This window comes from Mucilaginibacter sp., assembly GCF_036383575.1.
Taxonomy (GTDB): domain Bacteria; phylum Bacteroidota; class Bacteroidia; order Sphingobacteriales; family Sphingobacteriaceae; genus Mucilaginibacter.
In genome coordinates, this window is the sequence record NZ_DASVOB010000390.1 from 1 (window position 1) to 12,132 (window position 12,132).

Genomic DNA, 12,132 nt, shown 5'->3' on the forward strand with positions numbered 1-12,132 from the left:
ATTGCCCGCCTTATGACCAAAATGAAAACACTGTTCCTCTACCTCGATGCTTTGGGATTAGTGGTATTTACCATTATCGGCTGCCAAATAGCAGAACAGATCAATCTCCCTATTATCATCATCTTATTGAGCGGCATGATAACAGGTTGTGCGGGAGGCGTACTGCGCGATGTATTATGTAATGAAGTCCCTTTGCTCTTTCGTAAGGAGGTTTATGCCAGCGCATCGATTGTTACCGGGGCCTTTTACTTAGGAATTGAACATTTAGGTGCTCCCGCCGGGATATCTATTGTAATAGCTTGTGCTATTGGCCTGGCGCTGCGTTTGCTCTCTATCAAATACAACTGGCAAATGCCCAAGTTTGTGTACCGGGAGGAATGGCATTGATTTCGGATTTCGGATTTACTATTACGTCAGCTGAAAGCTGACATGATTGCTCACCACGGGCTGAAAGCCCGCGGCAGTCCTGCATAAAACAGCAAAGGCGAGGTTTTCACCTCGCCTTTGCTGTAAAAATATCCACACCATTGTTCCCCCTTTTAGTGGGCTTCGGGCTACTTCTCCGTACTCAACGAATACGGCACATCACTCACTTTCACAGCTCTTGTTTTATTGGGCTGAGGTGCCATGTTAAAGTTAAGCACCGCGCCCTTTTTAAGCTCCGAATGGCTTAACCAGGTTAAATCATACGGCTTTCCGTTAACGCTTAATGTATTGATGTATTTATTAACCGGACTATTGTTAGCCGCATTGATCACGACAGTTTTACCGTTTTCAAGGTTTAACGTAATTTTCTTGAATAGCGGCGTACCTAATACGTATTGATCGCTGGCCGGGGTTACCGGGTAAAAGCCCATGGCCGAAAACACATACCATGCCGATGTTTGACCATTGTCTTCATCACCGCAGTAACCATCAGGTGTGGCTTTGTAAAGTTTTTCCATGGCATCGCGTACATGGAATTGGGTTTTCCATGGCTCACCGGCATAATTATACAGGTAAATCATGTGCTGAATAGGCTGGTTGCCATGTGCATACTGCCCCATGTTCATGATCTGCATTTCGCGGATCTCATGGATGGTTTCGCCATAATAGCTATCATCAAATACCGGCGGCATGCTAAATACCGAATCAAGTTTTACGATAAATTTCTGACGACCGCCCATCAGATCGATAAGGCCCTGCATGTCCTGGAAAACGCTCCAGCTGTAATGCCAGCTGTTGCCTTCGGTAAAAGCATCACCCCATTTAAAAGGGCTGAATGGTTTTTCAAACGAACCGTCCTGGTTTTTACCCCGCATTAATTTGGTTTCAGGGTCGAACAGCTTTTTATAGTTCATAGCCCTTGTTTTGTAAATACCGATCTCCGACTCTGGTTTACCAAGCGCTTTACCTAATTTATAGATAGCAAAATCGTCATAAGCATACTCCAGCGTGCGGGCAGCATTCTCGTTTATTTTAACATCATAAGGTACATACCCTAATTTGTTATAGTACTCCACTCCCTGCCTGCCTGTTGCCTGCGGGCCGGCATTATTTGCACCATGTACCAATGCCTCCCACAGAGTGCCAATATCATATCCGCGCAAACCTTTCAGGTAAGCTTCAGAAACAACAGAAGCCGAGTTATTACCGATCATCACCGCCGAATAACCAGGGCTTGACCATTCAGGCAACCAGCCGCCTTCTTTGTAATCATTAATAAGGCCTTCCTGCATTTCTTTATTGATAGATGGATAAACCAGGTTCAGGAAAGGATATAAAGCCCTGAAGGTATCCCAAAAGCCGGTACCGGCAAACTTATAACCCGGGAACACTTTACCTGTTGATGCGCTGTAGTGCACGATCTTGTTATCCTTGTCTATTTCATACAATTTATTCGGGAAGAACACCATGCGGTAAAAGCATGAGTAAAAGGTACGCATCTGGTCGACAGAGCCACCTTCAACCTGTAAGTGGTTAAGGGTTTTGTTCCAAACGGCTTTTGCTTTCTGGCAGGTTACATCAAAGCTGTCTTTACCCTGCTCACGCTCCAGGTTAAGTTCGGCCTGTTCAATACTGATGAATGATGAAGCTACACGCAAATGAACCTTTTCGCCCTGATTGGTTTTGAAGCCTATTAAAGCGCTGGCATGTTCGGCTTTCAGCTCCAAACCGTCGGCCTGGGTAGTATCGCTGAAAGTATGCGCATAGGTGATCGGCTTATCTACATAAATAACAAAGTAGTTTTTAAAGTTTTTAAGCGGACCACGTGCGTATTTGGTTGAGTAACCTACGATCTTTTTTTGATCGGGCATGATCTTTACGTACGAGCCTTTATTCAAAGCATCAATAACTACAAATGAGCTATCAGTTTTAGGATAGGTAAACCTGAACTGTGCTGAACGCTCGGTTGGCGTAATTTCAGTAGTTACATCATGGTCGGCCAGATATACGCTGTAATAGTATGGTTTAGCGGTTTCCGCTTTGTGCGAGAACCAGCTTGCCCTTTTATTTTGCCCTACTGCCGCGTGTTTGGTAACCGGCATAATTGCAAACTGGCCATAGTCGTTCATCCATGGTGATGGCTGGTGGGTTTGTTTAAATCCGCGGATCTTGTGCGCATCATAAGTGTACGCCCACCCATCGCCCATAACACCGGTTTGCGGTGTCCAGAAGTTCATCCCCCATGGCAGGGCAATAGCAGGATAAGTGTTACCATTTGAAAGATCGTAGTGCGAATCGGTACCCATCAACGTATTGATGTATTCAACAGGGTCGGTAACTTTATTTACCTGCTGAGCAAAAGTACCCGATGCCAACAACACGGATGTGATAAGTGCAAGGGCTTTTTTCATTGTTTTAATGTAATTAATATTTGGTGAAACGTTTTACCAGCCGTAAATATAAAAGACTGGCTTGATATGGCCAGTCTTTTATGTGTATTATTTGCAATATACAATCACCAACCCGGATTTTGGGTTAGTTTACTGTTAGTGCTGATCTCACGCTGCGGTATTGGCCACAGGTAATATTGTGCTTTAAAGGTTACATTCTGCTCTGTTTGTGAAGCAGTAGGATCGGCAAAAGTATTTGATTGCGGCAGGTACGCCATGTGGGTACGCTGCATATCAAAGTAAGCTTTGTTTTCATAAGCAAGCTCATGATAACGCTCTTTCCAGATAGCCTGGCGGAAGGTATCTTTAGTTAAGCCGCTCAAAGCAGCCAGTTTGGCGCGCGTACGAATAGCGTTTACTGCCGCATAAGCGTCGGCAGTGGGGCCATTCACCTCGTTTGATGCCTCAGCGTAAATTAACTGAGCTTCCGGTAAACGCAATAAAGTCCAGTTTTCATCGCTGTTGCCGCTTTGAGCAGCGCTTTCAACCTGGAAATATTTATAAAGCGCGTGCTCACCAAATTGAATAATGTTATTTGGGTTGCCGTACTGCGGATAGCTTGAAAAATAAAACTGACGTTCCTGTGTACGAAGATCGCCCGCTTCGTAGCTTGCTACAAATTGATTGGTAGGGATCATGGCACCAAGGTGGTCGCCATAGGCACCAACTAACAGGTTAAACGGAATAGTTAACTGAGGAATAGCATTAGTTTTAGTACCCACCAGGTAATTGATCTGGAAAATTAACTCCTGTTGATTTTTATGAGCATTATCATGCAAATATGCATAATCGGTAAACAACGAATACCAACCCAAAACCGGCTGAATTTCAGATGCAGCTTTAGCATAATTTTCGGTTTGCTTTAGCGGGAAACCGGCAGTTGTTAAGTAAACGCTGGCTAATAAAGTTTTTACCGCACCTAACGAAACCCGACCGGTTGCATCTGTATTTGGCATACCTGATGCTTCAGCGGCCTGCAAATCGCTGATGATTTGTTTATAAACATCAGCTACAGACGTACGTGAAGGATATAGATCAGGGCTGCTTACACTTTGACTTTTAACTATCAAAGGAACATCTCCATATAACCTAACCAGGTGATAGTAATAAAATGCCCTGAAAAAATATGCCTCTCCTATCAGTTTCTTTTTTAATCCATCATCCATAGGTGATATGCCAGGGATATTTTCGATTGCAAGATTTGCATTGGCAATACCCTTATAGCAATTTGACCATACGGTTTCAAAACCTGGGTTAACAGCATCGGTGCGTTGGTGAATTACGTTACCATTATTAACACTTTGCCCTAATGAAGTAGCATGACCAGCAAATAACTCCATTGTAATGAACGGGCTTTCACCGTAAGCATCACCATTCTGGAAAAAATACATGATGTTATACAAACCATTTACAAAGGTTTGCGCCTGGTTTGAGCTGGTGAAATAATTATTCTTAACGAAATCTGTTTTGGCTTGTTCATCAAGATATTTTTTGCAACCACTATTTACAGTAGCAGCAAGGATAAGCAAAAGACCACCTACCCTGTATTTTTTAAAGTTAAATTTCATAGTATGATATTTTAACATTGTTTAATTATAGACTAACATTAACACCTAACAGGAAGGTACGAGGCTTCGGATAATCGTAAAACTGGATACCCTGTGTAAAGTTACTTGAGGCATTGTAGGTTGATACCTCAGGATCATAACCGGTATATTTGGTTATCAGGAACAGGTTTTGCGCCTGTGCATACACCCTTAAACGGCTTAATTTTAACTTTTTAAGAATATTGTCATTAAAGGTATAACCAAGTGTTACAGCTCTGCCACGAATGAAGTTACCGCTCTCAACTTTGGTTGAATAAATTTCAGTTTGGTAACGCACGTAGGCTGGCCTGTCTTCGGCGATGCTGGTGTTTTGGTTAGTTGGCGTCCAGGCGTTCAATACAGTTGCGTAACTGTTTGCCTGCCCTGTACGGTCCTGACCAGAGTGACGGGTAAGGTTCATGATCTGGTTGCCGTAGTTAAACTGCAGATCCACACCTAAATCGATGTTTTTGTAACGAAAGTTGTTGCTGAAAGTACCGTAGCCATCAGGTATTGATTTACCAAGAATCACTTTATCAGCAGCACTCACTTTGCCATCGCCATTGGTGTCTTGTATTTTCAGGTCTCCAGGTAACAAGCCATATTTAGCGGCTTCGGTAGCCTCAGCGGTTCCCCAGGTTCCAAGCACTTTGTAGCCGTAAAAACTACCGGCCGGCAGACCAACGCGCATCAGGTTAAATTGCGACAAGAAAGTTGGATCAAGAAAGATATCATCATTAGATGCACCTAACTGAAGGATCTTGTTTTTTAGGAATGAGATATTGAAGGTCGAATTCCAGGTAAAGTCCTGAGTTTTTATTGGAGTTGCATTTATGGTAAACTCTAAACCTTTATTTTGTAAGCGGCCGATATTTTTATAAACCGCGTTAAAACCACTTGTTTCAGGCAGTGGTGCATTTAACAATAATGCTTTTGTTTTTTTCAGGTAAGCATCCGCTTCAATATTTAAACGGTTGTTAAATAAGCCTAATGAGAAACCTAAGTCATACTCGGCTGTTTTTTCCCATTGCAGATCTTCGTTACCAATTGAAGTTTGAGTAGTACCTACTGCACTGTTACCGCCGAAAGCATAGCCAACTGTTCCGATATTTGCCAGTGAACGGTACTCACCAATTTCAGAGTTACCGGTTAAACCATAACTCAACCTGAATTTCAAATCGGATATAGTTTTATTATCCTTCAGGAAATCTTCCTGTGATGCACGCCATGCAAACGCTGCAGACGGGAAGAAACCATATTTTTTATTAGTACCGAAACGTGACGAACCGTCTTCGCGACCTGTTAAAGTTAACAGGTATTTCTCGTTGTAATTATAGTTCAACCTGCCGAAAAACGATTGCATCTGCCATGCATCATAACCAGACTCAGGCTTGTCAGGTACAATACCCGCAGAAAGGTTATAATACTGGTAAAAGTCGTCAGACAATGTACCGGTTGATCCTTTTAAACGAAGCTGCTGAAAGTTTTGACGTTCGGCACCTACAACCAGATTTATACTGTGTACTTTATTAAAGGTTTTGTTGTAGGTGAAATAGTTTTGCCATTGCCAAAACGTTCTGTTAAACTCCTCTATCGAAGCCGAGCTATAGCTTTGTCCTGCAACCGGGCCACCAACAAGGCCGCTTTGGGAAGCAGGGTTATAATTGGCTGATGTTGTTACGCCTAAAACGCTGCGGAATTCCAGACCAGGAATAATGTTTAAATTCAAATAACCATTACCACTGAATATACGGTTACGGGTAAGTGATTGAATTTCGTTTGCCCGTGCTACCGGGTTATCACCGCCTTCAAGGTTTGGATAATCGGTACGCTTACCATAAGTTCCGTCAGGGTATCTAATCGGAATAAAAGGAACCATCTCAATCAACATACGCGGAATGTTATTACCACCGGTGCCCTGATCCTGGTTACGGCCATCCTGGTAGTTATAATTTAACGTAGCGCCAACTTTAACCCATGGCTTTATTTGATTGTCAAAAGTTAAACGTACGTTATAACGTTTCAGGTAGCTGTTAATGATAATACCTTCGTCGTCGGCATAGTTCAGGAATAAACCATAGTTTACATTTTCGGCACCACCGGTGAATGAAACGTTATGATTTTGGCTTACCGAAGTACGGGTTGTAGCTTTTTGCCAGTCAACGTCATACAAAGGGTTCAGGTTTTGGTCGAACAGTTTACCGATAAGTGCTGTTCTTTGTGTTACCGGGTTACGGTCGGTATAGTCACCTGCAGCCCAGCCGGTAGGATCATATTTCTTAATGTTGGCGTAAGAAATATCCTCAACCTGCATAAACTCTTTTGAGTTAAGCACAGGTATTTCCTTAAACATATGATTTACGGCCATATAGGCATCGTAAGAAATAGTACCGCCTTTTTTACCTCTTTTTGTGGTAACCAAAATTACACCGTTTGCACCGCGGGTACCATAAATAGCTGTTGATGACGCATCTTTCAAAACGTCGATAGTTTCGATATCGTTAGGGTTGATAGCGTTACCGCCTTCTGTCCAAACTACACCATCCACAACATATAAAGGGTCGGTATTGGTGTTGATAGAGCTATAACCACGGATCCTGATCTTAGTTGCTCCGCCTGGTGCACCAGAATTACTTGAAACGTTTACACCGGCAATTTTACCAGATAACTCCTGCTCAAGATTGGTTTGCGGGCGCTCCTGTAATTGTTTTGCGCCTACGCTACCTACCGAACCGGTAAGGTCGACCTTTTTAGCGGTACCGTAACCAACCACAACCACCTCGCTCAGCGCTTTTGGCTCTTCTGCCAAAACAACATCGATCTGGCTTTTACCACCAATAGGTACCTCTTTCGTTGTATAACCAATAAATGTAAAAACCAGTGTTCCGTTACCATCAGGCGCATTAATGGTGTATTTACCGTTAACATCGGTTTGCACACCAACATTGGTGCCTTTTACCTTAACAGTAACACCCGGGAGTGGGCCTTTGGCATCGCTTACCGTACCTGCCACCTTAATCGGGGCAACGGCTACCTGCGATACAACAGGCTCATCCTTCTTTTTTACAACGATGGTTTGATCAAAAATTTTGTAGGTAAGCGGTTGATCTTTAAAGCACTGATCAAGCGCGTTTTCAATAGATACATTTGCAACTTCAATGTTGATAGCCCCGGCTTTTGATACATCCTGCTTATCATACATGAAATGATAGCCTGTTTGTTTTTCTATTGAGCGAAGTACTTTTTCAACGGTAGTGTTTTTTTGGTGCAAAGTAACTATCTGGCTATAACTTTTGGCACTCACATTGGTAAGGGCCGCAAGTATAATAAAGGCAGTTAGCTTCATGGCCAATATAAATTTGCGTAATTGGGGCCATGCCAAAGGCATAGCCTTAGAATTAAAATTCATAAGTTTGTAGAGTTTGGGTTAAACATTAACTTTCAATTCGTCGATTGTAGATTTTTGGGACCCAGATATTTAGGCCGGGAATGTACTGCGAATACTTCCCGGCTTTTTCATATGCTGATTTTGGGGTTTCAATACAGGTGTTTAAACACATGATAAACCGTTTTACCATTTTGGGCCCAGGGGTTCTGGCTAAATGATCTTAGGTATTTCTTCCATCATAGGGTTGTTTAAATTGTTAACAATTGGTTGCTTAATATAGTAGGTATAATAATTATGCTATTGTTGTATGGTAATGCGCTTATCTTCGATTTTAAATTTCACCCCGGCATAGCCAAGCATGTTCATTAATTCGGATGCTTTGACATTTCTGGAGATCCTGCCTGTAAATTCGCGCTGTGGTATTTTGCCTTCATAGGTCACCTCAACATCATACCAACGGGCAGCTTGCCTCATAATGGCATCTATCCCCGCATCTCTGAATTGAAAAATACCGTCTTTCCAGGCTATTTCATCATCTACATCAACATCGTTAAGTACTTTCAGCCTGCCCGCTTTATTGAGCACAGCCTGCTGCCCCGGCTTTAAAATGCCGCTTGCTGTACCATTGCTTATTTTCACCGAACCTTCTAATAAGGTAGTTTTCATTTCGGCTTCGTCATTATAAGCCATGATGTTAAAATGCGTACCTAAAACCTCAACTGTTGTGTTATCAGATTTAACCCTGAAAGGCATCTGCGCGTTTTTAGCTACCTCAAAGTAAGCTTCGCCGGTGATGGAGACCTCACGTGTTTTGCCCGTAAACCTGGTTGGAAAACTTAATGATGATGCCGAGTTTAAACAAACCTTGCTTCCATCCGGCAAAACCAGCTGATACTGGCCTCCACGCGGAGTTGAAATAGTGTTTATAACCGGAGCATCAGCATTAGTACCAGCTTCATAAACCAGCTGACCGTTACGGGTTTTATTGATCCTGGTAGTTCCCTGCTGTGCCAGCAAACCATTTTGGGCACTATCAAGTGTAATAGTTTTACCGTTGGCCAGGGTTAAAACAGCTTTGTTGCCGCCCGGTAAAGCATCATTTTTAGGATGAGTTTTGGCAATGATTTTTTTTGTAACAACCTGTTTTTTTTGATTGCTGTACATGTAAGCGCCAAAGCCTACAACGAATAAAAGCGAAGCCGCAACACCCAACCTTCTCCATGGTAAATTTTTATTCTTTACAGGGATGGGAACGGATTGTTCAGCATTGGTACGTAAGATCAGGGTAAGCATATCCTCACTTTTGGCCCTGTCAAAAAGAGGCCCCTGATCATCAAGCTTATCCCAGGCTTCCTGTATAACCGAAGCAAGCTCCACATCAGTTGCCGATGAGTTGATGATCTCAAAAAGTTCATCACGCTCGGCCTGCGTGGCGGTGCCATTATAATAACTGTTAAATAAATAATCAAGCCGGGCGTAAAGTTCGCTCATAGTAAATATTTTTCGGTATAACTGTATAATTGGCTACAGTGAGTTGGGGCAGATCTCATGTACATGACACCTGATCTGATAAAAAAGGGGGTATTAACTTTTTAAAAAAAATAAAAAAAGTGGATTAGCGCCATTACCAATGCTATAACTTCCATGCGTTCATGCACATAGTCTTTTATTGAAGTAGTAGCAATTTGAAGATATTTCTTAACAGTTTCACGGGATAGCTCAAGTTCATCGGCAATTTCGTGGTACTTTAGGCGATTATGCCTGCTCATTAGGTAAACCTTTTGCTGCTGGGGCGGCAGCTGATTGATAGCCTCGTCAATCAAATTATAGTATTGGTCTGTTTCCTGCACTTCGGCGTTAAAAGGTACAATGCGGGTTTCTTCCAGCTTTTTAAGCTGCATTTGCTCACGGGCAACTTTCCGTAAACAGTTTAAAGCATGATTTTTTGATATTACAAACAGGTACGCCTTGAAATTATCAACCCCCGTAAGCGTTTCGCGGCACATCCAGATCTTCATAAAAACATCCTGCACAACCTCTTCGGCCAGCTCAACAGAATGGGTTATACGTAGAATATGAACGCCTAAACGCTGATGGTAAGCTGAAAACAACTGCCGGAAAGCAAACTCATTACCCTGAGCCACTTGCATAAGCAGTTCCTTCTCATTTGACTGAGTAAATTCAAACATAGGTTGATGTATGGTTGCTGCAAATATTATAAAAATCGTAGTATTTGCAGCATTAATAATTATATCGATGAAATCACCTTATAACTATGAAAAATTGAAAATGTTTGAAAAAAGCATGAAACGCTTACATTCTCTAATTTGCTTACCTATTAAACAGGTATTAAATAAAGCGTTATTATCAATACAAAGGAGTTGGTAAGCCATCTAAACTAACCCGGTTTTTCTCCTGCTTATAATCGGCCAGTCCTTGTTCGCCTTTCTTTTCGGCCCATTTTACGGCATAATCGCGTTCGCCCAAATACTCGTAAAGAGGTACGCTAAAACCGCACGAGGTTTGTACCATATCAATTTCACCTACGATAATTTGCCGGGTGGCTATATGGGCATTGAAATACGAAGAAAGCTCACACCACTCTTCATTACTATCATCGGGTAAAATGCTGTAACCTTTGCCATATAACCGCAGGATATTGGGAGGCCCGTCAAAAGCGCAGAACATAAAAGTTATCCGTCCGTTTTCGAGCAGGTGTGCAGCAGTTTCATTACCACTGCCTATAATGTCCATATATGCTACCCGGTTGTTGGAAAGAATCCGAAAGCTCGCGTTGTCTTTTGGTGAAAGGTTCACATGTCCATTGGCCATTAACGGGGCAGTGGCCACAAAGAAGATCTTTTGATGGGTAATGAAATCCTTGTGGTGATCAAGTATCTCATTAAAAAATTTACCCATAATACAAGGTTTTAATTAACGATACACAAATATAAGCATAATCGTTTTAGCCTTGTGTTAATTAAATAAGAAGCTTCAGCCAAAATTCGCTTTGAATAATCAGGCTGAAGCCTCTTTTTATCAATTTGTAAATTCGTATTATATAGCTGAAAAAGAAAATTACAATCCTTTCAGTATCCCCACAACGTATTCCACCTGCTCGGCATGCACATCTAAATGCGTTACAAAACGGATCCTATTTTTGCCCGTATCACTGGCCTTAATTCCTTTTTCAGCAAGTTTAGCCAGTACAGTAGCAGCCGGTTCGACTGTATCAAATAAAACGATATTAGTTTCAACCGGGACCACATTGCTTACCCATGGCAGGCGGCTTAACTCCTCACCCAGGATCTGTGCATGTGCATGATCAATCTTCAGGCGTTCAACGTGATGGTCGAGCGCATAGATCCCCGCAGCAGCCAAAAATCCTGCCTGGCGCATACCCCCACCCAATACCTTACGGATACGGCGGGCATATTTGATAGTTTCCTTATCAGCCAATAAAACCGAACCCACAGGTGCACCTAACCCCTTAGAGAGGCAAACAGAAATACCGTCAAAGTAATTTCCATAATCAACCGCGGCATCGCCGGTATGGGTGAGCGCATTAAAGATCCGGGCGCCATCAAGGTGAAGCTTTAAACCTTTCTGTTGGCATAGGTTGGCAATGCGTTTGATATGTTCAAGCGTATAGCAACTGCCACCGCCTTTATTAACCGTATTTTCCAACACCACCAAACTGGTATGCGGGTAATGGATATTTTCGGCATTGATTTCGGGCTCTATCATTTCGGGTGTAAGTATCCCCCGGTAACCCTCCAATAACCGGGTTGACACCCCCGAGTTAAAGGCTATGCCCCCACCCTCATACCGGTAAACATGCGCGGTTTGGTCCGCTATAAGTTCATCAAGCGGCTGGGTAAAGCATTTAATAGCTATCTGGTTGGTCATAGTACCCGACGGACAAAAGATAGCGGCTTCCATACCAAACATGGCGGCTGCTTTAGCTTCAAGCGCGTTTATAGTTTCATCCTCTCCAAAAACATCATCCCCTACTTTGGCGCTCCACATGGCTTCGAGCATGCCGGGAGTTGGTTTGGTTACAGTATCGCTTCGTAAATCAACAGTGAGTTGCATTTAATATTTCTTTATATTTTTAAACCCAAATATCTAAATCTTATGCGTACTATTTTTCGGCTATTATGTATTTTAAGTGTTACTGTTACCACAAAAGCACAGTTTTTTGCTACCGGCCATTGGGTGGCAGGTGAATGTTGTGACACTGCAAACCATACTTATAAATGGTACAGCATCCTATTCCTTA

At 42.5% G+C, this 12,132-nt stretch carries 8 protein-coding genes; 1 reads left to right on the forward strand and 7 read right to left on the reverse strand.

The window, feature by feature from the left end; all coding sequences use genetic code 11:
* Positions 1-387 (forward strand): trimeric intracellular cation channel family protein (locus tag VF500_RS13665; RefSeq protein ID WP_330860204.1); only part of this gene is annotated, 387 nt, incomplete at its 5' end.
* A 167-nt stretch (positions 388-554) separates the two neighbouring features.
* Here VF500_RS13665 and VF500_RS13670 read toward each other — a convergent pair.
* From VF500_RS13670 to VF500_RS13700, 7 genes are all read right to left on the reverse strand, one after another.
* Entirely contained in the window at positions 555-2,837 is a 2,283-nt protein-coding gene (locus VF500_RS13670; RefSeq protein WP_330860205.1) for a GH92 family glycosyl hydrolase, read from the reverse strand.
* Between the two features lie 104 nt (positions 2,838-2,941).
* A complete protein-coding gene (locus VF500_RS13675; RefSeq protein WP_330860206.1) occupies positions 2,942-4,444 on the reverse strand; it encodes a RagB/SusD family nutrient uptake outer membrane protein in 1,503 nt (500 codons plus the stop codon).
* 25 nt (positions 4,445-4,469) lie between these two features.
* The gene (locus VF500_RS13680) at positions 4,470-7,871 is read right to left on the reverse strand and encodes a TonB-dependent receptor (RefSeq protein ID WP_330860207.1); all 3,402 of its coding nucleotides are present in this window, start codon (positions 7,869-7,871) and stop codon (positions 4,470-4,472) included.
* A 276-nt stretch (positions 7,872-8,147) separates the two neighbouring features.
* Entirely contained in the window at positions 8,148-9,341 is a 1,194-nt protein-coding gene (locus VF500_RS13685) for a FecR family protein (protein WP_330860208.1), read from the reverse strand.
* Between the two features lie 101 nt (positions 9,342-9,442).
* Entirely contained in the window at positions 9,443-10,039 is a 597-nt protein-coding gene (locus VF500_RS13690) for an RNA polymerase sigma-70 factor (protein ID WP_330860209.1), read from the reverse strand.
* A 178-nt stretch (positions 10,040-10,217) separates the two neighbouring features.
* Positions 10,218-10,769 (reverse strand): pyridoxamine 5'-phosphate oxidase family protein, encoded by a 552-nt coding sequence (locus VF500_RS13695; protein ID WP_330860210.1) that lies wholly within the window; start codon positions 10,767-10,769, stop codon positions 10,218-10,220.
* 159 nt (positions 10,770-10,928) lie between these two features.
* Entirely contained in the window at positions 10,929-11,945 is a 1,017-nt protein-coding gene (locus VF500_RS13700) for a GntG family PLP-dependent aldolase (protein ID WP_330860211.1), read from the reverse strand.
* Positions 11,946-12,132: the final 187 nt, after the last annotated feature.

What these genes read in the sequence shown, in the direction of transcription:
- VF500_RS13670 (WP_330860205.1), bottom strand. Translation starts at nt 2,837, where the DNA reads ATGAAAAAAGCCCTTGCACTTATCACATCCGTGTTGTTGGCATCGGGT.
- VF500_RS13675 (WP_330860206.1), bottom strand. Translation starts at nt 4,444, where the DNA reads ATGAAATTTAACTTTAAAAAATACAGGGTAGGTGGTCTTTTGCTTATC.
- VF500_RS13680 (WP_330860207.1), bottom strand. Translation starts at nt 7,871, where the DNA reads ATGAATTTTAATTCTAAGGCTATGCCTTTGGCATGGCCCCAATTACGC.
- VF500_RS13685 (WP_330860208.1), bottom strand. Translation starts at nt 9,341, where the DNA reads ATGAGCGAACTTTACGCCCGGCTTGATTATTTATTTAACAGTTATTAT.
- VF500_RS13690 (WP_330860209.1), bottom strand. Translation starts at nt 10,039, where the DNA reads ATGTTTGAATTTACTCAGTCAAATGAGAAGGAACTGCTTATGCAAGTG.
- VF500_RS13695 (WP_330860210.1), bottom strand. Translation starts at nt 10,769, where the DNA reads ATGGGTAAATTTTTTAATGAGATACTTGATCACCACAAGGATTTCATT.
- VF500_RS13700 (WP_330860211.1), bottom strand. Translation starts at nt 11,945, where the DNA reads ATGCAACTCACTGTTGATTTACGAAGCGATACTGTAACCAAACCAACT.